This window comes from Flexivirga meconopsidis, from assembly GCF_026162425.1.
GTDB classification, from domain to species: domain Bacteria; phylum Actinomycetota; class Actinomycetes; order Actinomycetales; family Dermatophilaceae; genus Flexivirga; species Flexivirga meconopsidis.
On sequence record NZ_JAOBQJ010000004.1, the window covers coordinates 592,442 to 617,987 of the forward strand.

The window sequence follows — 25,546 nt, forward strand, 5'->3', positions numbered from 1 at the left end:
GTGCGACCGCACGGCCGCGCCCACCCGCTGCGCAATGGAGTGACTGCTCAGAGCAGGCCCGCGTCCTGCATCAGGGTGACGACCTCGGGGCTGTTCAGTTTGGCCGGGTCGACGTCAGGTGCGTCCAGTTGCGCCAACGGCTTGAGTTTGCTGTTCGCGGGCACCTGCGAGCCGACCGGATATTCGTACGACGAGCCGTTCTGCAGCACTTCCTGGCCCTGCTTGCTGACCACGTAGTTGAGGAAGGCCTGCGCCGCGGTCGGGTTCTTGCTGGACTTCAGCACCCCACCGCCGGAGACGGACACAAAGGCACCCGGGTCCTTCTTGCCGAAATAGTCCAGGCTGACGTTCTTGCTGTTCTCGCCGGTCTTGGCCTGGTCGCCGAAGTAGTAGTAGTGATAGATCACTCCGCCGTCGATCTGGCCGGAGTTGACCGCCTTCATCACGGTCGAATTGCCCTTGAACGGCTTGGCGTTGGTCTTCATCGCCTTGAGCCAGGTGAGCGTGGCGTCCTTGCCCTTGAGCTGCAGCATGGCGCTGACGATCGCCTGGAAGTCGGCGCCGGACGGCGACGCGCCCCAGCGCCCCTTCCACTCCGGCTTGGCCAGATCCATGATCGACGCCGGCAGCTGACCCGCCTTCAGCTTGTTCTTGTCATAGGCGAAAACCGTTGAACGGGCTGCGATCCCGGTCCACATGCCGGTGGAGGGGCGGTACTGCTGCGGCACGTCGGCGAGCGTGTTGGCGTCGACCTTGGCGAAAAGGCCCTTGTTCTCGACGATCGTCATCGACGGGGAGTTCTCGGTGAGGAAGACGTCGGCCGGGGATGCCTTGCCCTCGGCGACGATCTGGTTGGCCATCTCGGTGTCGCTGCCGTTGCGGACGTTGACCTTGACGCCGGTCGCCTTGGTGAACCCGTCGATCCACTCCTTGCCCAGCGTCTCGTGCTGGGCGTTGTAGACGGTGATCTCCCCGCTGGGCTTGGCTGTCGACCCCGAGCTCGTGCCATCCGCCGTAGCTGCCGGATTCGAAGAGGTCGAGCCGCCGCTTCCGCTGCTGCCGCACGCGGCGAGCGGGAGAGCAAGGGACAGGGGCAACGCGAGGGCGACGGTGCGTCGCAGACTGTGACGGGAAGCGATCATGAAAGGGAAGGCTAACCTATGTCGGGACGCTCGGCATACCGGCTCCGTCCCAGCGGCACCGATCGCCTACCGATGAGTAGGGTTACCGACATGAGCGAGTACAGCGACGCCCTGGACCTGCGTGCGTCGGACGGCGGCTGGACCGGGGAGCTGAGCGACGACTGGGCCATCGGTGAAGCGATCAACGGGGGCTTGCTCATGGCATTGGCGACAACCGCCACAGCCCGCACGAGCACGGCGACCGGCGGCCACGGCGACCCGCTGAGCTTCTCTGCGGTGTTCCTCTCCCCCAGTGGGCCCGGCGAGGTGCGGCTGGAGCCGACGATCCTGCGCAGCGGCCGGTCCATGACGACGGCAGAGGTTCGCGTCAGCCAGCCGGTCGACGGCACGGACATCGAGCGCTTCCGCGCCCTGGTCACGCTCGGCGACCTGGGGCGTTACACCGATCCGGTGCTGAAAACGACTGCGGCACCTGCGATCCCACCTCCTGAGGAATGTGTCCCGAGCTCCGAGGCGCCGCCGTCCATGCTGATGAACTCCGGATTCCTCAAGCGCTGGGACGTGCGGATGGACCCGGCCACGATCGGGTGGGCTATCGGCGAGCCGAGCGGCAGCGGCGAGATGCGCGGCTGGATCCGGCTGGTCGACGGCGGCGACATCGACGCAGCCGGACTCCTGCTCGTGCTCGATGCCTTCCCGCCGGTGTCGTTCGACCTCGGCTCGGTCGGCTGGGTGCCGACGGTCGAGTTCACCGGTTACGTGCGCGCGGTGCCGGCACCCGGCTGGTTGCAGCTGCGCCTCACCACCGAGCACGTGGCCGGTGGCCTGCTCAACGAGGACGCCCAGGTCTGGGATTCGACCGGCGCCCTCGTCGCGCACTCGCGCCAGCTCGCGTCGGCACGTTTCGCGAGCTGACCGGCCTCCGCCACCCCTTGACCAAGCAGGCTTGACCAAGCTCCTTTGGCGAGAACTGGTCGGCCCGGGTCGCCGCAATGCAAGGGCAACGCCTCGAGATTCCACCCAGCATGCACTCGTGGCCGGATCACTCGCGTGGCCGCACCGCGACCCCTTCGATCGCCTCCTGGTGGCTCAAGCAGTCACCGAGAGTATGACGCTGGTCACCGTCAATCAGGCAATCCAGGCATATGACGGGTGCGACCTGCTCACCTGGTGATCAGTCGGCCTTCGCAGCGCTCTCCTGCTCGGTCTTCTTCTCCGGCTTGGCGTCCACGCCGGCCTCCTTGCGCTGCTGGGGCGTGATCGGGGTCGGGGCGGACGTGAGCGGGTCGAAGCCGCCGCCGGACTTCGGGAAGGCGATGACCTCACGGATCGAGTCGGTGCCGGCGAGCAGCGCGCAGATGCGGTCCCAGCCGAAGGCGATGCCGCCGTGGGGCGGCGCGCCGAACTGGAAGGCCTCGAGCAGGAAGCCGAACTTCTCCTGCGCCTCCTCTTCCGACAGGCCCATGACCTCAAAGACCCGCTCCTGAATGTCCTTGCGGTGGATACGGATCGAGCCGCCGCCGATCTCGTTGCCGTTGCAGACCATGTCGTAGGCGTAGGCCAGCGCCTCGCCGGGGTCTTGGTCGAAGGTTTCCTGGAATTCCTTCTTGGGCATCGTGAAGGCGTGGTGCACCGCGGTCCAGGCACCCGCACCGACCGCGACGTCACCGGAGGCGACGGCGTCGGCGGCCGGCTCGAACAGCGGCGCGTCGAGCACCCAGAGGAAGGACCACTTCGACTCGTCGATCAGGTCGCAGCGCCGGCCGATCTCCAGCCGGGCGGCGCCGAGCAGCGCACGAGAGGGTTTGGCCTCGCCCGCGGCGAAGAAGATGCAGTCCCCCGGCTTGGCGCCCACGTGACCCGGCAGCGCGGCGACCTCCGCCTCGGTGAGGTTCTTGGCAACCGGCCCGGTGAGCGTCCCGTCCTCCTGCACCAGGACGTAGGCCAGCCCGCGCGCGCCGCGCTGCTTGGCCCACTCCTGCCAGCCGTCGAGTTGACGGCGCGGCTGAGAGGCGCCGCCGGGCATGACGACGGCACCGACATACGGCGCCTGGAAGACACGGAACGTGGTGTCCTTGAAAAGGTCTGTGCACTCGACGATTTCGAGGTCGAAGCGCAGGTCGGGCTTGTCGGTGCCGAAGCGGCGCATCGCGTCGGCATACGTCATGCGCTGGAACGGCGTCTTCAACTCCACCCCGATCACCTGCCACAAGGCCTTGGCGATCGCCTCGCCGAGCTCGAGGACGTCGTCCTCCTCGACGAAGCTCATCTCGATGTCGAGCTGGGTGAACTCCGGCTGCCGGTCGGCGCGGAAGTCCTCGTCGCGGTAACAGCGGGCGATCTGGAAGTAGCGCTCCATGCCGCCGACCATCAGCAGCTGCTTGAACAGCTGCGGGCTTTGCGGCAGCGCATACCAGCTGCCCGGCTGCAGGCGGGCCGGCACCAGGAAGTCGCGGGCGCCCTCCGGGGTCGAGCGGGTCAGCGTCGGCGTCTCGATCTCGACGAAGTCACGCTCGGCCAGCACGCTGCGGGCGGCGGCGTTGACCTTCGAGCGCAACCGCAGCGCGTCGCCCTGCGCGGGCCGGCGCAGGTCGAGGTAGCGGTACTTCAGCCGCGTCTCCTCGCCGACGTTGATCCGCTCGTCGATCTGGAACGGCAGCGGCGCGGCCTCGCTGAGCACCTCGATCTTGTCGGCCACCACGTCGACCTCACCGGTCGGCAGGTCGGGGTTGACGTCCTTGGCGTCGCGCGGCCGGACCACGCCGGTGACCTGGATGACGTATTCGTTGCGCAGGGCGTGGGCCGCACCGGTCAGCACCTCGTCGCGGGCGACCACCTGCACGACGCCGCTGGCGTCCCGCAGATCGAGGAAGGCCACCCCGCCGTGATCGCGCCGCCGGGCCACCCACCCGGCGAGCGTGACGGTCTGGTCGGCGTTGTCGGCACGCAGCGTGCCGGCGTCGTGGGTGCGGAGCACAGATCTTCCTAGCTTTCGGGAGGCGGGACTATGGCGGGAGCCGCGGACCATCGTACGGAAACCGATGCGACGCCAGCGACCCCGCCGGGCACCCGCAGCACGCCGGACAGGGCCGCCGAAGCTACCGAACCGTAAAGATTGCGTTCAGATTGCGTCCAAACTGCGTGCAGATCCGCGGATCGCGAGAGATCTTTCGTAACGTCGAGTCCATGCCCCCGACGCTCTCGATGCCCCTGGCGATGACGAGTTGCGTGGTTCCGCCCTCGGCGCCCCGGCTCGTCACCGACGACTTCACGATGGTCCGCTTCGACAACGGATACCGCTATGACGCGGGAGTTTTCGACATACGAAGCGATCGTGACCCACAGGGGCTGATCCGTGACGTGGTGGCGCAGGCGCGGGCCTGGGGCCGGACCTCGGTGTGGTGGCACGGGTTGACCGACACCAGCTCCCCGCGGGGACTCGAGCCGGCGTTGCTCGCGGCGGGCGCGCAGGTCGCCGACCAGCATGCCGTCTTCGCCGTCGAACTCGACCAGGTGAGGACGCCCGACAACCTCGACCCGGCGATCGAGGTGCACGAGCCGGTCGACGACGCCGAGATCCGGATGTTGCGGACCGTCGACCAGGACTCCTGGGAGGTGCACCGTTCCGAACCCGACGACCTGGACATTGCCCGCCGTCACGCCCAGGGCACCGACCGCTTCGAGACGCACCTGCTGGCGCTGCTCGAAGGCCGCCCGGCTGGATCGGCGACGCTCACCACCCGCGACGACCTCGCGGTCCTTTGGGGCGGCGCGACCGCCGGCTGGGCACAGGGCCGCGGCGTCTACCGCGCGCTCACCCGCGATCGGCTCTGCCGCGCCCACGGTGCAGGCTGCCGCATCGCGATCGCCAAGGCGCAACCTCAACTGGTCGACGTGCTCGGCGATTTCGGCTTCGTCTCGTGCGGCAACGAGCGCACGCTGCGGATGACGATCGGCGCCTGACCCGGGCGGTCTATCGTCGGCGGGGTGAACGTCGATGAAGTTGACACACTGGTCCGCGCAGCGTCCGCGAGCTTCTGGGTGCCGCCGGAGGGCGAGCACCGCCGGGCCGACGGTTTCGACATCGTGCGCTACGACAACGGCTTCGTCTACGACACCGGTGTCTACAACGTCGACTCGCAGCGCCCGGCGACCGCGCTGATCGCCGACGCGGAGGCCATCGCGCGGGAGTGGCAGCGTCCGGCGCTCTACTGGCACGGGCTCGGTGACCGCACCCGGCCGGCGGACCTGGTCGACGCGCTGCTCTCCCGGGGCGGCGAGGAGAAGGAGCGCCTCGCGTTGCTGGTGCTCGGCCTGACCGCGCCGCGGCCGGCACTCGAGGCGCCGGCCGACGTCACGGTCGAGCCCGCGGTGGAGCGCCGGCAGGTCGAGGACTTCCGGGTGGTGGAGTCGGCGGCGTTCGAGACGCCGCTGCAGCCGGTCACCGAGGAGCAGCTCGCCGAACGCCGGCGCGACGCCACGGACGGCTCGGGCGAATACCTGGTCGGCTATCTCGACGGGCGGCCGGTCTCGACCGGTGGCACGTCGTATGTCGCGGGCTGCGCGGTTGCCAAGCTCTGGGGCGGCGCCACCGACCCATCGGCACGGGGCCGCGGTGCCTATCGCGCCGTCCTCGACGCGCGCCTGCGCGCCGCAACCGAGCACGGCTGCCGCCTGGCGTTCGTGGAGGGGCGCGTCACCACTTCCGCGCCGATCCTGCGGCGCGCCGGTTTCACTACGTATGACGAGGTGTTCATGCTGCGGCAGCCGGTCGCGGCCGACGCATGAGCGTGTCGGGCCGGAAGCGTTTTGCGGGGTGGATCACCGGCATCGGGACCTCCAGCGGCGTCCGGGTCGTGATCGGGCAGTGGCCGGACTCGCCCTTCGGGGCGTTCAGCGACGTCATGCTGCAGCACGACGGAGGGGTGAGGACCTTGCTGGCCCCGACAGCCGAGATCGCCGAATTCATCAGCCAGACCTACATTTTCGACGAGGTCAAGGTGGTGACCGTCACGGTCGGCACCGTCGGCCGGACCTGCGTGCTCACCGCCGGCGAGCTGCAGCTGGTGTGGACGATCGGGGCCCGCACCCTGCTCGGACGGCTGCTGTCACTGCCGCCGCGCCGCGTCACGACCGCACCCGCCTGGTGCCGCGCGATCGACCCGGCCGCCCGGCTGCTGATGCGCGGTGTGCGCACCGCCGGTTCGGCGCGCGACGGTCGCCGCGAGTTCTACGGCGCCTTCGACCAGCACGCGGTGACCTCGGTGGCCGGTACCTGGGCCGGCCGGACCCTCGGCGCCCTGCGGCCCGTCGAGCCGCCGGTGACCTTCGGCTTCGGGTCGACCCCGCGACGTCCGAGCCGCACCGCCGTGGTGACCACCGTGATGCCGGGATGACGGTCCGCGTGCCCCGTCATACTCTGCGCCGATGACCTCGCCCGACCCGCTTGAGATCGGTGAGCTGCTCGCGTCGGGCGCGACGGCCGACGTCTACGCGCTGGGCAGGGGCCGGGTGCTGCGCCGCTACCGCGACCCCGCCTGGCCGGCCGACCGGGTCGCGCGGGCGGCTCGGCTCGCGCGCAACGCCGGGGTCCCCACTCCGCTGGTGCTGCTCGCGGCCGGCCCCGACCTGCTCGTCGAGCGCGTCGACGGACCGACGATGCTGCACCAGCTGGCCGCCGGGCGGATGGCGACCGACGAGGCGATGACCGTGCTCGCCGACCTGCACCGCAGCACCCACCGGGTACGACGCGCCCCGCACGTCGACCTCCCGGAGGCCGGTGGTGACCGGCTCATCCACCTGGACCTGCACCCGAACAACGTGCTCATCGGGCCGGACGGCCCGGTGCTGATCGACTGGGAGAACGCCGCCTGGGGCGCGCCGGGACTGGACGTGGCCGTCACCGCGGTGATCCTGGCCTGCTACGCCCTGGCCTACCTCGCCGACCGGCACCCCAACGCGACCGACCTGCTGGATGCGTTCCTCGCCGTCGCCGAACCGCTCGACCGCCTGGACGACGCGGTGGAGTTCCGCCGCTCGCGCACCGCCTTCATGCCGGCGGCGGAGGCCGCCCAGCTCGATCGCGCCGCTGGCCTGATCCGCTACCTCGCGGGCTGATCGTCGTCACCGGCGTGCTCGCCGACTTGTTCTTCACCAACGTAGAACCAGCGGCCGGCACGCCGGGCGAAGCGGCTGCGTTCGTGCAGGCGACCCCCGTCATACGACGCGGTGAAGTCGACGATGCCCGTGTCGTCGTCCGGGCCACCATCGCGAATCTCGTTGATCTGCAAGCCGGTCCAGCGCACACCGTCGTTGACCTCGACCTGCGCCGGGCGGGTCTTGGGATGCCAGGTGCGCCACAGGTGCTCGCGGTTGCCGTAGTAATAGGCGGTGTAGCGCGACCGCATCAGTTCTTCTGCGGTCCGTGCGAGCCGCTCGGTCGACAGCAGCGGACCGCAGCACTGGTCAAAGGGCAGGCCCGATCCGCACGGGCACGGGTCGTCGGTGGTCATGTCGGACAAAGATAGGCTGCCCCCGTGTCGAAAGTGTTGAACTCCATCCCCGTCGGCGAGCGCGTCGGCATCGCCTTCTCCGGTGGCCTGGACACCTCGGTGGCCGTCGCCTGGATGCGCGAGAAGGGCGCGGTGCCGTGCACCTACACCGCCGACCTCGGGCAGTACGACGAGCCGGACATCGAGTCGGTGCCCGGGCGCGCCGGGCAGTACGGCGCGGAGCTGTCCCGCCTGGTCGACTGCAAGCGTCAGCTGGTCGAGGAGGGCCTGGCGGCGATCGCCTGCGGCGCCTTCCACATCCGGTCCGGCGGCCGGATCTACTTCAACACCACTCCCCTGGGCCGCGCCGTCACCGGCACGCTGCTGGTGCGCGCCATGCAGGAGGACGGCGTGTCGATCTGGGGTGACGGCTCGACCTACAAGGGCAATGACATCGAGCGGTTCTACCGTTACGGCCTGCTCGCCAACCCGTCGCTGCGCATCTACAAGCCGTGGCTGGACGCCGACTTCGTCGACGAGCTCGGCGGCCGGCACGAGATGTCGGAGTGGCTGACCGCGCGCGACCTGCCCTACCGCGACTCGCAGGAGAAGGCCTACTCCACCGACGCCAACATCCTCGGCGCGACCCACGAGGCCAAGCGGCTGGAACACCTCGACACCTCCATGGAGATCGTCGAGCCGATCATGGGCGTCCGCTTCTGGGACCCCGAGGTGAAGATCGAAACCGAAGACGTCACAGTGCGTTTCGAGGGTGGTCGTCCGGTTGCGATCAACGGCCGGACCTTCGACGACGTCGTGCAGCTCTTCCAGCTCGCCAACGAGATCGGCGGCCGGCACGGCATGGGCATGTCGGACCAGATCGAGAACCGCATCATCGAGGCGAAGTCCAGGGGCATCTACGAAGCGCCCGGCATGGCGCTGCTCTTTGCGGCATACGAGCGTCTGGTGAATGCCGTGCACAACGAGGACACCCTCGCGCAATATCACGTGGAGGGCCGGCGGCTGGGTCGCCTTCTCTACGAGGGCCGTTGGTTCGACCCGCAGTCGCTGATGATCCGCGAGGGGCTGCTGCGCTGGGTCGCCTCGGCGGTCACCGGTGAGGTCACCCTGCGACTGCGCCGCGGCGACGATTACACCATCGTCGACACCCAGGGAGAGGCGTTCAGCTACCACCCGGACAAGCTGTCGATGGAGCGCACCGAGGACGCCGCGTTCGGTCCAACCGACCGCATCGGACAGCTGACCATGCGCAACCTCGACATTGCCGACACCCGCTCCAAGCTGGAGCTGTATGCCGGGCTCGGCGCTCTGCCCGAGCGCGAAACCGACCTGGTCGGAGAGCTCAAACCCGGTGGTGCTGCGGCGATTTCGGCAAACCCGGCCGTCGACACCGACGAGGACGACGCGCTCGACCGTGCGGCGATCGACTCCGGTGTCGACTGAACACCTGATCACCGACACCGCCCTCGTGCTGGAGGGCGGTGCGATGCGCGGCAGCTTCTCGGCCGGGCTGGTGGTCGCCCTGATCGAGGAGCAGATCCGGCTCGACTGGGTCGGCGGCATCTCGTCGGGGTCGACCAACGCGTCCAACTACATCACCCGTGATGCGTGGCGGGCCAAGGCGTCGTTCACGACCTTCGCGCAGGACCCGCAGTTCGGCGGGTGGGGCAGCTTCGTGCGCGGCAAGGGCTTCTTCAACTCTCGCTACATCTACCAGGAGTCGGGCCTGCCCGGCGCGGCACTGCCCTTCGACTGGGACACCTTCGCCGCCTCCGACGACGAGTGGCGCATCGGCGCCTTCGAAGCGACCACCGGCGAGACCGTCTACTGGGGCCGCAAGGACATGCCGACCCTGCTCGACGTGGTGACCCGCGTGCAGGCGTCCTCGTCGATGCCTGTGCTCATGCCGCCGGTCAAGCTCGACGGCCACCTCTACGTCGACGGTGCGCTCGGCGAGTCCGGCGGCATACCCATGGACATCGCGGAGCGCGACGGCTACGAGAAGTTCCTGGTGGTGCTGACCCAGCCCCGCGACTACGTCAAGGCCGAGCAGGGACACGACCGGTTCTTCCGGGCCTACTACCGCAAATACCCGGCAGTTGCGGACGCAATGGCGCTGCGTGCCAAGCGCTACAACGCCACCCGTGAGCGACTGTTTGAGCTCGAAAAACAAGGCAAAGCATACGTTTTCGTGCCGACTCGCGATCCCGTGAGCAACGGCGAGCGGCGGCTCGACGTGCTGGAGGCGAGCTACCGCGACGGTTACGAGCAGGCGCAGCGCGAGCTGCCCGCAATCCGGGAGTTCCTCGGCATCAGCTCGTGAGGTCTTGACTTCAAGTCGACTTGAACCCCAAGTCTGGACCCTATGAACCAGTTGCTGACCACCGGTCCCCCGCCCACCGGCCGGTACGACGATCTCGCCGGCCTGATGTCGCTGATGACCGGCGACGAGAAGCACTCGGCCGCGGCCACCTCGACACTGGATGTGATCTGGGTGCTCTACGACCGGGTGCTCGACGTCTCCCCCGAGACGGTCGCCGACCCCGACCGGGACCGTTTCCTGCTCTCCAAGGGGCACGGCCCGATGGCCTACTATGCCGTGCTCGTGGCGAAGGGCTTCATACCGGCCGACTGGCTGCCGACCTGGGCGACGTTCGACTCGCCGCTGGGCCAGCACCCGGACCGTGTCCTGGTGCCGGGTGTCGAGATCGGCTCGGGCTCGTTGGGCCACGGCTTGCCGCTCGCCGTCGGCGTCGCGCTCGGTCTGCGGGCGCAGGGTTCACCCGCGCGCACCGTTGTACTCGTCGGGGACGCCGAACTCGACGAGGGCAGCAACGCCGAAGGGCTCGAGCTCGCAGCCGCCACCGGCCTGGACAGCCTGACCGTCGTCGTCATCGACAACCACTCCAGCTCGTATGCCGTGCCCGGCCGCATCGCCGAGCGGTTCCGCGCGCAAGGCTGGCACACCCGGACGGTGGACGGCCGCGACCACGACGCGGTAGCCGCCGCGCTAACCGATCGACGCACCGGAGTCCCCCGGGTAGTCGTCGCCGATGTCGAGGAAAAGTACTGAGATGACAACAATCACAACTATTTTCGCCGCCACGCGCGAGACTTTCGGCGCCACCGCGACCGACCTGGTGCGCTCTCATCCACAGGTCGCACTCGTCTACGCAGAGATCTCCGGGCAGTTCTTCGGCGACGCCCGCACCGCGGCGCCCGACCGCGTCATCAACGTCGGCATCCGCGAACAGCTCCTGGTCAGTGTCGGCGCCGGGCTGGCGCTGTCCGGGCTGCGACCGATCGTGCACACGTTCGCGTCGTTCCTGGTCGAGCGGCCGTTCGAGCAGGTCAAGCTCGACTTCGGCCACCAGGATGTCGGGGGCGTGCTGGTGTCGACCGGCGGCTCCTTCGATATCGCGGCCGGCGGTCGCACCCACCAGTCACCGGGTGACGTGGCACTGATCGACACGCTGCCCGGCTGGTCGATCCACATCCCCGGATCCGCCCGCGAGGTCGACATCCTGCTCCGCCGAGCGGTTGCCGACGGCGGTCGGCACTACCTGCGGGTCGAGGAGCATCAGCACGGCGTCGAAATCCCGGAGTCGTCAACGCGGTTCACCGCTCTGCGCCAGGGTGCTCGTGGGGTGGTGATCGCCGTCGGGCCGACCCTGGGCGATGTCCTGGACGCCACCGCTGGGCTGGACCTCACGGTCCTCTACGCGAGCACGATCCGGCCGTTCGATCGGGTGGGTCTGCGCGCAGCCGTCGAGGGCTCGACGCCCGCCGTCGTACTTGTGGAGCCATACCTCGCCGGCACCTCGGCGCGCTCGGTCAGCGAGGCGCTGGTCGACCGACCCCATCGCCTGCTGGCCCTCGGCACCGACCGGGAGCACGAGCTGCGTCGCTACGGCACGCCGGACGAACACCGAGCCGCGCACGGCCTGGACGCGTCGTCCCTGCGGCGCAGCATCGGGCGGTTCCTCTGAGCGCCGCACTACGATCGGCGGGTGACGATCTCCACAGCAGACCTCGTGCTCGGCGCCATGTACTTCGGCACCCGCTCCGACGAGAAGGACTCGTTCGCCCTTCTCGACCGGTTCGTCGAGCGCGGAGGGCGAACCATCGACACTGCCAACTGCTATGCGTTCTGGGCCTCCGACACCGGCGCCGGCGGCCAGTCCGAAGCGGTCATCGGCCGGTGGCTGGCGGCCAACCCCGGCCTGCGCGATGAGCTGACGATCGCCACCAAGGTGGGTCAGGAGCCGGTCACTCCGGGCAAATTCGACATCGTCGAGGGCCTGTCCGCGCCGGTCATCGCCCGTGAGGTCGAGCGCAGCCGGGAGCGGCTCGGCGTCGAGACGATCGACATCTACTGGGCGCACGGCGAGGACCGTGCGACTGCGCTGGAGGAGACCGTCGAAGCCTTCGGGCGGACCGTGCAATCGGGGGTCGTGCGCCGGCTCGGCATCTCCAATCACCCCACCTGGCGGGTGGAGCGGGCTCGCGCACTCGCCGCCGCGCAGGGCCTGGAGCCCTTCAGCCTGCTGCAACTGACCACGTCATACCTCCGGCCGCGACCGGACATCGCCGTGCCGGGAAAGGACCACCGCTTCGGCTTCGCGACCGACGAGACGATGGATTATGTGACCTCCAATGGCCTTGAGCTGTGGGCGTATTCGCCGCTCATCCAGGGCAGCTACGACCGATCGGACCGGCCGTTCCCGGAGGCGTATCGGCACCCGGGCAGTGACGCACGGCTGGCCGCGCTGCACGACGTGGCCGGCGCCCTCGACGCGACCGCCGGGCAGACCGTGCTCGCCTGGCTGCTGCGAAGCGACCCGCCGGTGCGGCCGATCGTCGGGGTGAGTTCGCTCGAGCAACTCGACCAGGCGCTGGCCGCCGCAGAACTTCCGATCACCACCGAGCAGCTGAGCGCGCTCGATGCCGCCGGCTGAGCGGCCGACGCCGTCGCTGACCACGCGACAACGGGAGCTGCTCGACGCCTGGCTGCCGGGATATGCCGTCGTCGCCGACCACACCTGGGGTCTGGACGACCGTGTTGTGCTCGAAATCGCCCAGTCCGGACGGCGATTCATCGTCAAGGCCGGCGGCGAGGCGGAGAAGCACATCGCCCGCGAGATCCACGCACACCGTGAGTGGGTGCCGATCTGGGCCGTGACCGGCCACGCGCCGAAGCTCGTCCACGCCGACGCGGCGGCCAAACTGCTGGTCACCGCTCACCTGCCCGGCCGACTGGTGCTCGACAGCCCCGCACAGGACGATCCGGAGTGCTACCGCCAGGCCGGTCGGCTCCTCGCGCAGTTCCACGGCCAGCATCAGGGCATCGACGACGACTACCTGGCGACCGCGCACGACCGGATGGTCCACTGGCTCGACGCCGATCACCGGATTGCGCCCGAGACGGTCGAGCGCCTACGCGATGCCATGCGCGACTGGCCGACCGGACCGGCACCGGTGGTGCCGACCCACGGCGACTGGCAGCCACGCAACTGGCTCGTGGACGGTGGCCAGGTGCGCATCATCGACTTCGGTCGTGCCGAACTCCGGCCGGCAGCAACCGATTTCGCACGCCTCGCAAGACAAGACGTCGAGCGGAGCCCGGCGCTGGAGCAGGCCTTCTTCGAGGGATACGGCGTGGACCCGCGGGAGCCGGACGCCTGGCGCCGAATGCTGCTGCACGAAGCCGTCGGCTCTGCGGTGTGGGCCTATCAGGTCGGTGACGAGGACTTCGAAGCGCAGGGGCACCGGATGATCGGCCAGGCGCTCGACATCGCCTAGAGGATCGGCTGGACTCTCAGTCCCGCAGCATCGCAACCAGCCGGTCGAGCGCCTCGTCCAGCTGCGCCGGCTCGACGCAGAAGCTGAACCGCACGAAGCGGTTGCCGTGCTCTGGGTCGAAGTCGACACCGGGCGCGATCGCCACACCGGTGCGGTCGAGCACCTCCTGGCACCAGGCGATCGAGTCGTCGGTGAGATGTGAGACGTCGCAGTAGGCGTAGAACGCCCCGTCCGGCGGCGCGAAGGCGTCGATGCCGAGCTCCGGCAGGCGCCGCAGCAGCAACTCCCGGCAGCTGGCGTAGCGCTCGACGTGTCGCTGCAGCTCCGCTGTCGACTCTGGCGAAAACGCAGCAACCGCACCGTATTGCGAGACAGCCGGTGCGCAGATCGCCAGGTTGCTCTGCAGCACGTCGACCGGCCGGTGCAGCCACTGCGGCAGCAGGTTCCAGCCGAGCCGCCAGCCGGTCATCGACCAGAACTTACTCACCGAGCCGAGCACCACCGACTCACGACCGAACTCCCACGCGGTGTGCGTGGCGCGGCCGTAGGAGATGCCGTGATAGATCTCGTCGGACAGCAACAGCACCTCATGCGCCGCGCACCACTGCGAGATCGCAGCCAACTGCTCGGGGTCGATGATCGTGCCGGTCGGGTTGGCCGGGCTGGCCACGATCAGCCCCTGCAGCGGCTGCGCCGCATGGAGCGCGTCGAGCTGCCCGACCGTCGGCTGATAGCGGGTCTGCGGCCCGCAGTCGATTTCGACTGGCTGTAAACCAAGCGCCCGCAACGTGTTTCGGTATGCCGGATAGCCCGGCCTCGCCATCGCGACGCGATCGCCGGCGTCGAACGCGGCCAGCAGCACGGTGCTGAAGCCGCCCGACGACCCGGTGCTGATCAGCACGTCCTCCGGCGCGACGGTGACGTCATACGTCCGTGCGTAGTGGGCGGCGATCGCCTCCCGGAGCGCCGGGATGCCGTCACCCTGCGTGTAGCCGAGTTGCTCGCTCTCGATCGCGGTGTGCACTGCGTCGAGCACGGGCCGCGGTGCTGGCGTGGACGGCTGGCCGACGCAGAGCAGGATCATGTCGCCGTGGGTGCGCTGGCGCTCCTGCGCCGCCCGCAGCACCTCCATCACGTGGAACGGCGGCACCTCGCTGCGCGCCGACGGCGTGCCGTTCATCGGTATGCCGGGTGTTCCGGCCACGGTGCATTCGCTGGACGGAGAGTGGCCCAATCCTTCTGTCGCGCAACCGAACCCGCGAGGACGGACGCCACCGCGATGCCGTTGTGCATGCGCCCGGTGAGTGCCGCCTCGACGGCCGTGTCGAGCGCGACCCAACCGGTGGGCATCCCAGCCTCCTCGCCCTCGCGCACGAAGCCCTCGGCGATCGCCGGGTGCACGTCGCGGGCGAGGAACACCCGCAGGTTCTCCGACACGGCACCGGGCGAGGTGAACAGGTCCAGCAGCACGTCCCACCGGGTGGCGTCGAGGTCGGCCTCCTCACGGAGTTCGCGCGCTGCGGCGTCCCGCGGGTCCTCCCCCGCAATGTCGAGCAGCCCGGCCGGGATCTCCCAGTCGAAGGTGCCGACCGGGTGGCGATACTGCTGGATCAGCAGCACCTCCTCGGCGCCGGAGTCGCCACGCACCGCGAGCACTGCCACCGCTCCGGTATGGCGCACGTAGTCGCGCGTGACGTGGCCGCCCTCGGGACCGAGGTCGACCTCGTCGGTGACGACGTCCCACACCCGCCCGCGGTAGCCCACGGTGGACGAGACCACCGGCTGCGGGTCGAGCCGGTCGCGGAAGTCGTCCGGGAGCCTCGGGTGGTCGCCGTGTCCGGTCACTGCGTCAGCACCGAGTCACCCGAGCGCGGCTTCTCGACCTCGACCAGGCGCGACGCGCGCTGCTGATCGATGGCCGCGCCGATAAGTCCGGCGAAGAGCGGGTGCGCCCGCCCCGGACGCGACAGGAACTCCGGATGTGCTTGTGTCGCAACGTAATACGGGTGCACGTCTGCGGGCAGCTCGACGAATTCAACCAGTTGCCCATCGGGCGAAAGCCCGCTGAAAACCAGCCCGGCTTCCTCGAGCTCACCGCGGTAGGCGTTGTTCACCTCGTAGCGGTGCCGGTGCCGCTCGGAGACGCTCGTGGCGCCATACGCGTTGGCGATCACCGAGTCGGCAGTCAGCTCCGCCGGGTATGCGCCCAGGCGCATGGTGCCGCCCAGGTCACCCGCGCCCTCGACGAACGCCTTCTGCTCCTCCATGGTCGCCACCACCGGCGCCGGGGTCTCCGGGTCGAACTCGGTCGACGACGCGCCCTCGATGCCGGCGACATCGCGCGCGTACTCGATCACCATGCACTGCAGGCCGAGGCAGATGCCGAGTGTCGGCACCTGACGCTCCCGCGCCCACCGCAGCGCGCCGAGCTTGCCCTCGATGCCGCGCACCCCGAAACCGCCGGGCACCAGCACGGCGTCGACACCGGCCAATGACTTCTGGGCGCCGGCCGGCGTGATGCAGTCGTCGCTCTTCACCCAGCGGATCTTGACCTTCGCGTCATTGTGGAAGCCTCCGGCGCGCAGCGCCTCGGTGACCGAGAGGTAGGCGTCGGGCAGGTCGATGTACTTGCCGACGAGAGCCACCTCGACCTCGTGCTCGGGCTCGTGCACCCGTTGCAGCAGCTGGTCCCAGGCGTGCCAGTCGACGTCGCGGAACGGCAGGCCGAGCCGGCGTACGACGTAGGCGTCGAGGCCCTCGGCGTGCAGCACCTTCGGGATGTCGTAGATGCTCGGCGCGTCCACCGCGGCGGCGCAGGCCTCGGTGTCGACGTCGCACATCAGCGAGATCTTCCGCTTGATCGGCTCGGGGATCTCCCGATCCGCCCGCAGCACAAGGGAATCGGGCTGAATGCCGACCTGGCGCAGGGCGGCGACGGAGTGCTGGGTGGGCTTGGTCTTGAGTTCGCCACTCGGGGCGAGGTAGGGCACGAGAGAGACGTGCAGGAAGAAGACGTTGTCCCGGCCGACGTCCTGGCGCACCTGCCGGGCGGCCTCCAGGAAAGGCAGCGACTCGATGTCGCCGACGGTGCCGCCGATCTCGGTGATGATGACGTCGACGTCGGGCGCCGCCTGCGCCCGCATCTGTTCCTTGATCTCGTTGGTGATGTGCGGGATGACCTGCACGGTGTCGCCGAGATATTCGCCGCGACGCTCCTTGGCGATCACCCGGCTGTAGACCTTCCCCGTCGTCACGTTGGCGTCGCCGCGCAGGTTGACGTCGAGGAAGCGCTCGTAATGTCCGATGTCCAGGTCGGTTTCGGCGCCGTCCTCGGTGACGAAGACCTCACCGTGCTGGAACGGGTTCATCGTGCCGGGGTCGACGTTGAGGTAGGGGTCGAGCTTCTGCATCGTCACGCGCACACCACGTGCGCGGAGCAACTGTCCGAGGCTGGAAGCCGTGAGGCCCTTGCCGAGCGAAGAGGCAACGCCTCCGGTCACGAAGATTTGTTTCGTCTGCTCCACCACGGGCTCTCAGTCTACGTCACGGCGCGCGTCGAATGCGCTGCGCCCTGATCACTTCCGCGTCCGTGTCGCCTGGTCGAGCAGCTCCTGGGCGTGCTCGCGCGCGGCCGCGCTGTCGCTGACGCCGCCGAGCATCCGCGCGAGTTCGGCCAGCCGATCCGCACCCTCGACGGTCGCGACGCCGCTCTCGGTGACGTGGCCGTCGCTTGCCTTGTGCACCACCAGGTGCCGATCGGCGTATGCCGCCACCTGCGCCAGGTGGGTGACCACGATGACTTGGGCACTGCGCGCGAGAGCAGCCAGCCGGGCACCGATGTCGAGCGCGGCCGAGCCGCCAACGCCCGCGTCGACCTCGTCGAAGACGAAGGTGGGGACGCTCCCACTGGAGCTGACCACCTCCAGTGCCAGCATGACCCGGGACAGCTCACCGCCCGACGCCGCCTTGGCCACGGTGCGCGGAGCAGCTCCGGCGTTGGCGGCGAGCAAGATCTCGACGTCGTCGGTCCCGGTCGGTGACCGCCGGTCGGCATCGGTGCGCACCTGCACGACGAGTTTGGCCGAACCCATTGCCAGGTGGGCGAGTTCGTCGGCGACTGCCTTCTCCAGCTTCTTCGCCGCGGTGCCGCGCGCCTTGCTCAGCTTGCCGGCTGCGGCCTTCAGCTTCGGTTCGAGCTGGCCGACCTGCTCCTCAAGGGCAGCGATGCGATCATCCGAACCGGCCAGCTCTGCGGCCTCCACTGCAGCCTGCTTGCTCCACTGCAGCACGTCGTCGATGCTGTCGCCGTACTTGCGCAGCAGACCGGTGAGCTCGGCGCGCCGTTGCTGCACCTGCTCGAGCCGGCCGGGGTCGACGTCCAGATCCGCCAGGTATGACGAGAGATCCGCACCGATGTCGGCCACGAGGATGCCGAGCTCGCGCAGCCGCGCGTCGATGTCGGCGAGCGCGCTGTCGTGGTCGGTCAGGCCGGCGAGCGCCTGCCGCGCCCGGGCGACCAAGTCGGCGGCGTAGGGAGCGTCGTCGGTGTCCTCGTCGCCGGCGAGCGCGGCGTGCGCGAGCTGCGCGCCGTCGCGCAGACCGTCGGCGTGCACGAGGCGCTCGGACTCGTCGGCGAGCTCGGCGTCCTCCCCCGGTTTGGGATCGATGCGTTCGATGTCCTCGAGCGCCGCGGTGAGCAGGTCGAGCCGCTGCGCCCGGTCGCGGGCGCGGCCGGTCAGCATCGCCAGCTCGGCGCGGGCGGCGGTCCACTCGTCATACAACCCCCGGTAGGCGGTGAGCGCGGTGGCGACTGGCTTGCCGCCGAAGTCGTCGAGCATCACCCGGTGTTGCTCGGGTCGTTGCAGTCGCCACTGGTCGGACTGGCCGTGCACCGCGACCAGCAGCTCGCCGAGTTCGCCGAGCACCCCGACCGGTGCGCTGCGGCCGCCGACGTGCGCGCGGGAGCGGCCGGCGCCGCTGACGACGCGGGCCAGGATGAGGTCGTCGTCCTCGGCGTCCGCACCGGCCTCGGCCGCACGATCACGAGCCGGGTGCTGGCCGGGCAGTTCGAGCACGCCCTCGACGGCGGCCCGGTCGCTGCCGGTGCGCACCATTGCGGCGTCGGCGCGCCCGCCGAAGAGCAGCCCGAGGCCCTGCACCACCATCGTCTTGCCCGCTCCGGTCTCGCCGGTTACGACGTTGAGGCCGGGTGACAGCTCGAGCAGGGCGTCGTCGATCACGCCGAGCCCTTGGATGCGAAGTTCACGCAGCACGTGCGGCAGCCTAACTGCGGCTGCGGACAGTGCTGCGGTCAGCGTCGACGGTGCCGGTCGGCGCCGCCGCGCCAGCCGGACACCGACAGGTCGAACTTGGCGACCAGCCGGTCGGTGAAGGGCGCCTTGCCCAGCCGCGCCAGCCGCACCGGGCGGTCGCTGCGTCGTACCTCGATCCGCGAACCGCGCGGCAGGTCGAACGACCGCCGGCCGTCGCACCACAGCACCGCCTGCGCGTCGGTGGTGCTGTGCTGCAGGTCGATCGCGATGTGCACGTCGTGGCTCAGCACGAGCGGGCGGGCGAAGAGCGCGTGCGCAGAGATCGGCACGACCTCGATAGCGCCGACACCCGGCCAGATGATCGGGCCGCCGGCCGAGAAGGCGTATGCCGTGGAACCGGTGGGGGTAGCCATCACCACCCCGTCGCAACCCCAGGTGGACAGCGGGCGTCCATCGATCTCGAGTGTCACCTCGAGCATGCGCTCGCGCGCCGCCTTCTCCACCGACGCCTCGTTGAGCGCCCAGTTGGTCCACAGGGATTCGCCGTCGAGCGACGCCTCGACTTCGAGGGTCTCGCGTTCCTCGACGGTCCAGTCGCGGTGCACGATGTGCTCGACGGTGTGCTCGATGTCGTCGCGTTCGGCCTCGGCGAGGAAGCCGACGTGGCCGAGGTTGATGCCGAGCAACGGGACGCCGCTGTCTCGCACGGTCTCGGCGCCACGCAGGATCGTCCCGTCGCCACCGAGCACGACCGCGAGCTCGCAGCCATCCGGCCGCGGGGCGTCCTCGCCGGTCACGCCGGGTTCGCCGAGCACCCCGAAGGCGCGCAGCTCCTCGATGGAGCCGGTCACCTCGATGCCGTTCTTGGTCAGCCCGTGCACCAGCTCGGCCGCGACGTCGAGCGCCTCCGGCCGCCCCGGGTGACCTACGAGCAGGACGCGCCGCGTCATACGCGCCGGTCCGCGGTCTCGTCGGTCAGCATCCGGTCCAGGGTGGTCTCGAGCTGCACGTCTGTCATCTTGCCTGGCGTCGTATGCCGGGCCCACAGCAGGTATTCGACATTGCCCGTGCCTCCTGCGATCGGGCTCGTCACCAGGCCGTGCACGTGCAGCCCGGTGCCGGGCAGTGCGCCGACGACGTCGCGCAGCACTCGAGCCCGCTCGTTCGGCGACTGCACCACGCCGGTGCGGGCCAGCCGCTCCCGGCCCACCTCGAACTGCGGCTTGACCAGCGTCACCAGGTCCCCTCCGGAGGCGGTCAGCTCGGCCAGGGTGGGCAGTACCAGCCGCAGCGAGATGAAGCTCAGGTCGGCGACCACGATGTCGGCCGGACCCCCGAGGTCTCCCGCGGTCACGTCGCGCACGTTGGTGCCGGACAGCTCGGTGACCCGGTCGTCCTCCTGCACCGCGGCGGCGAGCTGCCCGTGGCCGACGTCCAGGGCGAGCACCTCGCGCGCGCCGTGCTGCAGCAGCACCTGGGTGAAGCCGCCGGTCGACGCCCCGACGTCGATGCAGCGGGTGCCGCCGACCTCGATCGGGAAGGCGTCGAGCGCCGCCACCAGCTTGTATGCCGCGCGGCCCACCCACCGCTCGGGTTCGCCGGTGAGTTCGAGGGTCTGCGGGTCGACGGAGGTCGACGGCTTGGCAACGGGGCGGCCTGCGGCACTGACCCGGCCCGCGTCGATGAGTGCACGGGCGACCGCCCGAGAGCGGGCCAGGCCGCGGTCGACGAGGGCGGCGTCGGCGCGCATCGTCAGCCGGACAGGTCGGACAGTCGCTGCTGCAGCCGGCGGTGCACCGCGGTGACGTCGGCGATCTGGCCGTCGAGGTGCGCGGCCAGATCCGGCCCGCGGGCGCCGTCGCTCGACTCGGAATCCTCGCCGTCAGTGCCGCCCTCGCCGGGCACCTTCGCCAGGCCGTCGGAGGCAGGCAGCACGTCCGGGTCGGGCAGCCCCGACAGTGCCTGGTCGACCTGCGAGTCGCCAGTGGCCGAGAACCGGTCCCTGCTCCTGGGCGAATCTTCTTGCGCGGCAACCGGTTCCGGACCGACCTTCGCTTCGTCGACCCCATTCGCGACGGGCTGTCGCGGGACCGGCGGCCCGGGCACGGGCGCTGCCCCCGCTGCGTTGTCGGGCTGGTCGATCTCGCTCACTCGAATCTCCTGATGCCTTGCGTGACGATCGCTTGCGTTGCGGCGATCGTAATGGGCTCGCTTCATGATCGCGCCCGGCCCGGCCGGGCACTCCGAGCTGGGAGCGTGCTGCCGGCGCAGCGCCCCGGTCACCCGGAGGGTCACGCCGACTCGCGCAAGCCGTCTACGCCCCGGCCTTCTTCGCGGTCTGCTTCTTCGCGGCCTTCCTGGCCGGTGTCTTCTTGGCGACCGATTTGGTCGCCGCTGCCTTCTTGGCGGCCGATTTGGTCGCCGCTGCCTTCTTGGCCGGTGCCTTCTTGGCGGTTGTCCTACTCGCAGCAGTTGCCATCGTCGATTTCTTGGTGGCTGCCTTCTTCGTCGCCGACCGCTTGCCAGCCTTCTTGGCCGGTGCCTTCTTGGCTGAGGGCTCCTTGGCTGAGGCCTCCTTGGCCGGAGCCGGCATGGTTGCCACGGCCGCCGCGGCTGCCGCAGCGGCAGCGCGTTCTTGACGCAGTGATGTCACCTCAGACTGAAGGTGCTCGATCTGCGCGCGGGCCGCGTCGAGTTCGGCGCTGCGGGCAAGGCCGATCCGGTCCAGTTGCGAGGTCACTTCCTGGGCGACCAGATCATGCACCATCTGCCGATTGGCCGCGGCCGCGTCGATCAGCTCGTCGGCGAGCTGACTGACCTGCCCGGCGATCACACCTGCCCGGGTGGTCGCCAGGCCAACGCCAGGGACCTCGAGCAGAGTGCCCGCGGCTTCCAGCGCCTTGGTGCGGGTGATCTCGCCCGCACCGGTGACGATCTGCAGTGCGGTACGAACGCTGTCCAGTGCCATGCGGTTTCTCCTTCGCCGTTCGGCACCGGCCATGACGACGCGCGAGGGTCCAGCACCCGTCGCGCTCCGGCCTCAGCGCCGTGAGTGCGCCCAGGCTAGCTGCGACCGGGGAGCGCGGCCACCGCTTGCTCGGCGGTGATGTGCCCCTCGTCGATCGCCGTCCAGAGCACGCGCAGCGCGAGCCGGAGCCGCTCGATGTCTCCCTCGTCGTTCTCGGCGTCGGCTCCGTCGGCCTCGGCGCCCTGGTCGGGCGTGCCGCTGAATGCAACTCGCGGGTTCGCCCCGTCGAAGGCCAGGGTTGCCGTGCACTCCCTGATCGCCCAGGCGCCGTCGCCCAGCGCGCGCGGCTCGTCGTAGGGCAGGCTGAGGGCGCGCAGGTCCGCAGCCACGTAGCGCGGTCGCAGCGTCGCCGGTGCACTCACCAGGTCGGCCGGACCGTGCACGCCGGTCAGCACGTGCAGCGCGTCCATGCCGGCCGCGTGCGCGCCGGCGACGTCCGTCTCCAACCGGTCGCCGATGCCCAGGGTGTGGGCGGCGTCCTGTCCCAGCGCCTTCGCAGCGAGCTCGTACATCAGCGGCCCGGGCTTGCCCACCACCTCCGGATCCACCTCGACCGCGAGCCGCACCGCCCGGACGAGAGAACCGTTGCCCGGCGCCACTCCCCGATCTGTCGGCAGAGTCAGGTCGTCGTTGGTCGCAACCCACCGGGCACCCGCCTGGATCGCATAGGCAGCCTCGCCCAGGTCGGCCGCAGTGACCGCCGGACCGTACCCCTGCAGCACCGCCTTCACCTCGATGTTCACGCCGGTGTCTGCGCCGCCGGTGTCTGCGCCGTCGGATCCCGCCGCGCGCTGTTGTCGCATCGTCTCCGGTGTCACGGGCTCCAGCCCGACCGCGCGCACCGCCTCGGGCACGCCCCGGCCGCCGACGACCAGCACGTGGTCACCCGGCGTCAACCGTTCGGCGAGCCAGCTGGCGCCTGCCAGCGATGAGGTGAGCACCTGTTCGTCATCCAGGCGCACCCCGAGAGCACGCAGTTGCGCGGCGACGTCGGCCGGTGTTCGCGACGCGTTGTTCGTCGCGAACACCACGCCACTGCCCGCGTCGACGGCGGCAGCAAGCCCGTCGACCGCATGCGGCACTGCCGAGGCGCCCCGGTAGACGACGCCGTCGAGGTCACAGACGAGCGCGGGATAACGACCGGCGAGCGGCCGGCCGGGCGTGGAAGGACTCGATGCGGTTGCGGTCACCGGGCCATTCTGCCGACCGACCTGGTCACCGTCCTGGCGCGGGCCCCGGCAAGCGCCGGCTCACGGACGACGGAGCACCTGCAGCGCGAAGGCCTCGACCTCGTAGCGGCTGACTCGCGCCCCGGCCGGTGGTTTCCAGAATCTCCGCAGCAGCGCTCCGTCGACCGCGACCAGCTCGCCGCCGGCCCAGCGCGACGCCTTCCGGCGAGTGGCGGCCGACCAGCAGACGATGTCGACGGTGTCGATCGTGGGAGACCGCGGCCCGTGCCGTGCTGCTGCCGGCCGGTCGACGACCAGCCGGAAGACCGCCAGCTCGTCCCCGCTCGGCATGACGCGCTGCTCCGGCGGCGCACTGACCCTGCCGATGAGGTGGACCTCGTTGCGTGCGGTCGTGTCAGCGACGGCTTCGCGGACCGTCGCGGCGGGTGTGGTGGGCATGTCGCCTCCCGTGGGTCGAACGGATGTTCGTTCCACTGTGCGGCGGCGCCGTGCCCGGGTCGAGCCAGTGGGCAGCCTGCTGTGGATCGCCCTGGTGCGTGATCGGGGATGTGGATGAAACGGGAGATGAAGACGAAAGTGACCGCCGGCGGCCGGAGCGCCGTCAGCGACCCTCGTCCGGCCGCTCCCCCAGGGCCGGGCCCGTGTCGGCGTCCGTGTCGTCACCAGGGTCGTCCGGACCGCGCGAGCCGTCGCCGCCACCGTGCGGGCCCGCATCCGCGGCCACGTCGCCGCCGGCTTCGCTCGCAACCTCGACCTCTCCATCGACGGCTTCGGCCCTGTCGTCGTCGTGACCCTCATCGTCGCGTACGGGGTCGCCTTCGTCGTCGTCCTGGCCGTCGAGCAGGTCGGTCAGCACCACACCGTCGAGCAGGTCGAGCCGGTCCGCGGCGTCGGTCTCACCGGACGGGTCCGCGTCGAGTGCCTTCGCAAACCATTCCCGGGCGCCCTCAGAGTCGCCACCGGCGAGCAGCGCCTCGGCATACGCGTAGAAGAGGCGACCCGCCCAAGGCTGATTCGTGCCGCGTTCCAGCGCCGGGATGCGCAGCACCATCTGCGCGGCCTCGGGCTGTCCGAGATCACGCCGGACTCCGGACACCACGATCGCGAGTTCAATGTTGTCGGCCTCGCCGAGATTGCGGGCCTCGTCAGAGCTCGCAAGATCCAGGGCTCGCTCGTAACGCCCGAGACCGCGCTCGGAGTCCACGAGATAAGGCAAGAGGTGATTGGAGCCGGAAAGCCTTTTGGCAGTGCGGAATTCGCGTATGGCGTCGTTGAATTCACTCCGCCGGTAGTGCACCAGGCCGAGGGCCTCGCGCACCGCGGCGACGCGGCCGGCACGACGCGCGGCATGCTCTGCGTGCGCCAGCGCCAGGTCCGGGTCCTCCTCGAGCAGGGTGGCGGCGGCGACCAGGTGTTTCGCCACGCCCTCGGCGTTCTCCTTGGTCAGGGTGCGCAGCTCACGCCATACCGATCGGTCGAGCTCGCGACCGGTGATGTCCTCCGGCAGAACCGGTGCGAAGCGGGTGTCCCGAGCCGACTTCTGTGAGGGCGAGCTGCGGTCCCAGCTGCGCGGGCCGCGTTCGGCACGGGACCTGTTCTCGTCGCGCTGCGGCTCGTCGCGGTCGCTCCGTTGCCGATCGGAGTTGTAGCGCGGACGGTCGGACCCGAACCGCGCATCATCCCCGCGTCGGCCGCCGCCACGGCGAGGACCACCAGCACGGTCTTCCCGCTGGCCACCGGCGCGCGAGCCGCGATCGTCGCGGCGGTCGAAACTGCGCGGCGGGCGACCTCGCCCGTTGCCGTCCGGACGCCCCCGACCCGTCTCGAAGGACCTCAAGCCGCGCCGCTCCCCGCGCTCGTAACCGCGTCCGCCGCGGCCCTCTTCGCGACGATCCCGGTCAGTCGGCCGGCCGCCACGGCGGTCGTCACCACGGCCATCACGACGGGGCCGGTCATCCCCCGTCCGGCTGGAGCTGCCGCGCGGCGGTCGGCCGCCCCTGTCCGACGAGCCGTATGACGAACGCCCCGCCCGTCCATCACGTCGTTGCTCACGGTCGTCACGATCGTCGCGAGGCGCTCGGTCTTCCGACGACGCCGGGTCCGGCCCGGTCGCCGGACGCTGCTGCCCTGAACCACCACCGGCGGCGCGCGACCACCGTCCGGCGCGCCGCTCCTGGCGGCCGTCGTCCGAACTCTTACCGGAGTTGTCGTCGGTCACGATGAGAACCAACCTTCGCTATGGAACTGGGGCCGCCACACGCGGACGGAACGATCAAGTTTACAAAAAACAAGGAGCCGGGCTCGGGTGAGCACCCAAGTCCGGCTCCTTGCCTTCAATGTTTGTTCGGCGGTGTCCTACTCTCCCACACCCTACCGAGTGCAGTACCATCGGCGCTGAAGGGCTTAGCTTCCGGGTTCGGGATGTGACCGGGCGTTTCCCACTTCGCTATAACCGCCGAAACCCTGCGAAACACACACACGGGTTCCAAACGTGTACACGTCTATCCAATTATTCGTGTTACTCGTTGAACCACCAACCCCCACCACAAGGGGGTGGTTGGGTGTTGTTTCAGAATTGCATAGTGGACGCGAACGTTGC

Annotated in this window: 26 protein-coding genes and 1 rRNA gene; 12 read left to right on the forward strand and 15 right to left on the reverse strand. The window is 69.9% G+C overall.

Going from position 1 to position 25,546, the window contains the following annotated elements:
• Positions 1-47 precede the first annotated feature (47 nt).
• On the reverse strand, positions 48-1,142 hold the full coding sequence (locus tag N2M23_RS16335) for an iron ABC transporter substrate-binding protein (RefSeq protein ID WP_265446921.1): 1,095 nt from the start codon (positions 1,140-1,142) through the stop codon (positions 48-50).
• Between the two features lie 90 nt (positions 1,143-1,232).
• On the opposite strand from N2M23_RS16335, the gene N2M23_RS16340 reads away from it, so the two are divergent.
• Both N2M23_RS16340 and N2M23_RS16345 read left to right on the forward strand, forming a co-directional pair.
• Positions 1,233-2,057 carry a thioesterase family protein gene (locus tag N2M23_RS16340; protein WP_265446923.1) on the forward strand — a complete coding sequence of 275 codons (825 nt, stop codon included), beginning with the start codon at positions 1,233-1,235 and terminating at the stop codon, positions 2,055-2,057.
• Positions 2,058-2,175: 118 nt separating this feature from the next.
• Entirely contained in the window at positions 2,176-2,316 is a 141-nt protein-coding gene (locus N2M23_RS16345; protein WP_265446924.1) for a PIN domain-containing protein, read from the forward strand.
• Here the strand turns inward: N2M23_RS16345 and aspS are convergent, their stop codons facing one another.
• A complete protein-coding gene (gene aspS / locus N2M23_RS16350) occupies positions 2,317-4,119 on the reverse strand; it encodes an aspartate--tRNA ligase (protein WP_265446926.1) in 1,803 nt (600 codons plus the stop codon). It lies immediately after the preceding gene.
• Between the two features lie 209 nt (positions 4,120-4,328).
• On the opposite strand from aspS, the gene N2M23_RS16355 reads away from it, so the two are divergent.
• From N2M23_RS16355 to N2M23_RS16370, 4 genes are read left to right on the forward strand one after another with little or no spacing between them, the layout of a single operon-like run.
• On the forward strand, positions 4,329-5,105 hold the full coding sequence (locus N2M23_RS16355) for a GNAT family protein (protein WP_265446927.1): 777 nt from the start codon (positions 4,329-4,331) through the stop codon (positions 5,103-5,105).
• 24 nt (positions 5,106-5,129) lie between these two features.
• Positions 5,130-5,930 (forward strand): GNAT family N-acetyltransferase, encoded by an 801-nt coding sequence (locus tag N2M23_RS16360; RefSeq protein WP_265446929.1) that lies wholly within the window; start codon positions 5,130-5,132, stop codon positions 5,928-5,930.
• On the forward strand, positions 5,927-6,538 hold the full coding sequence (locus tag N2M23_RS16365; protein ID WP_265446930.1) for a hypothetical protein: 612 nt from the start codon (positions 5,927-5,929) through the stop codon (positions 6,536-6,538). The genes N2M23_RS16360 and N2M23_RS16365 overlap by 4 nt, the downstream gene beginning before the upstream one ends.
• A 31-nt stretch (positions 6,539-6,569) precedes the next feature.
• On the forward strand, positions 6,570-7,259 hold the full coding sequence (locus tag N2M23_RS16370; protein WP_265446931.1) for a phosphotransferase: 690 nt from the start codon (positions 6,570-6,572) through the stop codon (positions 7,257-7,259).
• Here N2M23_RS16370 and N2M23_RS16375 read toward each other — a convergent pair.
• Positions 7,244-7,654, reverse strand: a complete 411-nt coding sequence (locus N2M23_RS16375) for a YchJ family protein (RefSeq protein ID WP_265446933.1) — start codon at positions 7,652-7,654, stop codon at positions 7,244-7,246. The two genes, N2M23_RS16370 and N2M23_RS16375, sit on opposite strands and share 16 nt — an antisense overlap.
• Before the next feature lie 24 nt (positions 7,655-7,678).
• Between N2M23_RS16375 and argG the strand changes: the two genes are divergently transcribed.
• Genes argG through N2M23_RS16405 form a run of 6 tightly spaced genes read left to right on the forward strand, consistent with a single transcriptional unit; the run spans position 7,679 to position 13,456 of the window.
• The gene (gene argG / locus N2M23_RS16380) at positions 7,679-9,097 is read left to right on the forward strand and encodes an argininosuccinate synthase (protein WP_265446935.1); all 1,419 of its coding nucleotides are present in this window, start codon (positions 7,679-7,681) and stop codon (positions 9,095-9,097) included.
• A complete protein-coding gene (locus N2M23_RS16385) occupies positions 9,087-9,977 on the forward strand; it encodes a patatin-like phospholipase family protein (protein ID WP_265446937.1) in 891 nt (296 codons plus the stop codon). Before argG ends, N2M23_RS16385 begins: the two co-directional genes overlap by 11 nt.
• 42 nt (positions 9,978-10,019) lie before the next feature.
• Positions 10,020-10,727, forward strand: coding sequence for a thiamine pyrophosphate-dependent enzyme (locus tag N2M23_RS16390; RefSeq protein ID WP_265446939.1), 708 nt, complete (start codon positions 10,020-10,022; stop codon positions 10,725-10,727).
• Position 10,728: 1 nt separating this feature from the next.
• Positions 10,729-11,643: a transketolase family protein gene (locus N2M23_RS16395; protein ID WP_265446941.1), complete on the forward strand. Its 915-nt coding sequence runs from the start codon at positions 10,729-10,731 to the stop codon at positions 11,641-11,643.
• Positions 11,644-11,664: 21 nt separating this feature from the next.
• Positions 11,665-12,612, forward strand: coding sequence for an aldo/keto reductase (locus N2M23_RS16400; RefSeq protein WP_265446943.1), 948 nt, complete (start codon positions 11,665-11,667; stop codon positions 12,610-12,612).
• The gene (locus tag N2M23_RS16405; protein WP_265446945.1) at positions 12,599-13,456 is read left to right on the forward strand and encodes a phosphotransferase; all 858 of its coding nucleotides are present in this window, start codon (positions 12,599-12,601) and stop codon (positions 13,454-13,456) included. Before N2M23_RS16400 ends, N2M23_RS16405 begins: the two co-directional genes overlap by 14 nt.
• A 16-nt stretch (positions 13,457-13,472) precedes the next feature.
• Here N2M23_RS16405 and N2M23_RS16410 read toward each other — a convergent pair whose 3' ends face one another.
• The 12 genes from N2M23_RS16410 to rrf all read right to left on the reverse strand — a co-directional run bounded on the left by N2M23_RS16410 (position 13,473) and on the right by rrf (position 25,407).
• On the reverse strand, positions 13,473-14,660 hold the full coding sequence (locus tag N2M23_RS16410) for an aminotransferase class I/II-fold pyridoxal phosphate-dependent enzyme (RefSeq protein ID WP_265446947.1): 1,188 nt from the start codon (positions 14,658-14,660) through the stop codon (positions 13,473-13,475).
• Entirely contained in the window at positions 14,633-15,301 is a 669-nt protein-coding gene (locus N2M23_RS16415; protein ID WP_265446949.1) for an NUDIX domain-containing protein, read from the reverse strand. The genes N2M23_RS16410 and N2M23_RS16415 overlap by 28 nt, the downstream gene beginning before the upstream one ends.
• Positions 15,298-16,983, reverse strand: coding sequence for a CTP synthase (locus N2M23_RS16420; protein ID WP_265446951.1), 1,686 nt, complete (start codon positions 16,981-16,983; stop codon positions 15,298-15,300). The genes N2M23_RS16415 and N2M23_RS16420 overlap by 4 nt, the downstream gene beginning before the upstream one ends.
• 48 nt (positions 16,984-17,031) lie before the next feature.
• Positions 17,032-18,729: a DNA repair protein RecN gene (recN, locus tag N2M23_RS16425; RefSeq protein WP_265446952.1), complete on the reverse strand. Its 1,698-nt coding sequence runs from the start codon at positions 18,727-18,729 to the stop codon at positions 17,032-17,034.
• A gap of 38 nt (positions 18,730-18,767) precedes the next feature.
• Positions 18,768-19,679, reverse strand: a complete 912-nt coding sequence (locus tag N2M23_RS16430) for an NAD kinase (RefSeq protein ID WP_265446954.1) — start codon at positions 19,677-19,679, stop codon at positions 18,768-18,770.
• Positions 19,676-20,479, reverse strand: coding sequence for a TlyA family RNA methyltransferase (locus N2M23_RS16435; protein ID WP_265446955.1), 804 nt, complete (start codon positions 20,477-20,479; stop codon positions 19,676-19,678). The genes N2M23_RS16430 and N2M23_RS16435 overlap by 4 nt, the downstream gene beginning before the upstream one ends.
• 2 nt (positions 20,480-20,481) lie before the next feature.
• Entirely contained in the window at positions 20,482-20,880 is a 399-nt protein-coding gene (locus N2M23_RS16440) for a hypothetical protein (protein WP_265446956.1), read from the reverse strand.
• 163 nt (positions 20,881-21,043) lie between these two features.
• A complete protein-coding gene (locus N2M23_RS16445; RefSeq protein WP_265446957.1) occupies positions 21,044-21,697 on the reverse strand; it encodes a hypothetical protein in 654 nt (217 codons plus the stop codon).
• A gap of 95 nt (positions 21,698-21,792) precedes the next feature.
• Positions 21,793-22,947 (reverse strand): HAD-IIA family hydrolase, encoded by a 1,155-nt coding sequence (locus N2M23_RS16450; RefSeq protein ID WP_265446958.1) that lies wholly within the window; start codon positions 22,945-22,947, stop codon positions 21,793-21,795.
• Between the two features lie 60 nt (positions 22,948-23,007).
• Positions 23,008-23,385: a single-stranded DNA-binding protein gene (locus tag N2M23_RS16455; RefSeq protein ID WP_265446959.1), complete on the reverse strand. Its 378-nt coding sequence runs from the start codon at positions 23,383-23,385 to the stop codon at positions 23,008-23,010.
• A 163-nt stretch (positions 23,386-23,548) separates the two neighbouring features.
• Entirely contained in the window at positions 23,549-25,165 is a 1,617-nt protein-coding gene (locus N2M23_RS16460; RefSeq protein ID WP_265446961.1) for a hypothetical protein, read from the reverse strand.
• A gap of 124 nt (positions 25,166-25,289) precedes the next feature.
• Positions 25,290-25,407 (reverse strand): 5S ribosomal RNA (rrf, locus tag N2M23_RS16465).
• Positions 25,408-25,546: the final 139 nt, after the last annotated feature.

Coding starts and splice junctions, on each gene's coding strand:
- N2M23_RS16430 (WP_265446954.1), bottom strand. CDS start 19,679: ATGACGCGGCGCGTCCTGCTCGTAGGTCACCCGGGGCGGCCGGAGGCG.
- N2M23_RS16370 (WP_265446931.1), top strand. CDS start 6,570: ATGACCTCGCCCGACCCGCTTGAGATCGGTGAGCTGCTCGCGTCGGGC.
- N2M23_RS16445 (WP_265446957.1), bottom strand. CDS start 21,697: ATGGCACTGGACAGCGTTCGTACCGCACTGCAGATCGTCACCGGTGCG.
- N2M23_RS16365 (WP_265446930.1), top strand. CDS start 5,927: ATGAGCGTGTCGGGCCGGAAGCGTTTTGCGGGGTGGATCACCGGCATC.
- N2M23_RS16405 (WP_265446945.1), top strand. CDS start 12,599: ATGCCGCCGGCTGAGCGGCCGACGCCGTCGCTGACCACGCGACAACGG.
- N2M23_RS16390 (WP_265446939.1), top strand. CDS start 10,020: ATGAACCAGTTGCTGACCACCGGTCCCCCGCCCACCGGCCGGTACGAC.
- N2M23_RS16375 (WP_265446933.1), bottom strand. CDS start 7,654: ATGACCACCGACGACCCGTGCCCGTGCGGATCGGGCCTGCCCTTTGAC.
- N2M23_RS16455 (WP_265446959.1), bottom strand. CDS start 23,385: ATGCCCACCACACCCGCCGCGACGGTCCGCGAAGCCGTCGCTGACACG.
- N2M23_RS16355 (WP_265446927.1), top strand. CDS start 4,329: ATGCCCCCGACGCTCTCGATGCCCCTGGCGATGACGAGTTGCGTGGTT.
- N2M23_RS16340 (WP_265446923.1), top strand. CDS start 1,233: ATGAGCGAGTACAGCGACGCCCTGGACCTGCGTGCGTCGGACGGCGGC.
- N2M23_RS16335 (WP_265446921.1), bottom strand. CDS start 1,142: ATGATCGCTTCCCGTCACAGTCTGCGACGCACCGTCGCCCTCGCGTTG.
- N2M23_RS16395 (WP_265446941.1), top strand. CDS start 10,729: ATGACAACAATCACAACTATTTTCGCCGCCACGCGCGAGACTTTCGGC.
- N2M23_RS16435 (WP_265446955.1), bottom strand. CDS start 20,479: ATGCGCGCCGACGCCGCCCTCGTCGACCGCGGCCTGGCCCGCTCTCGG.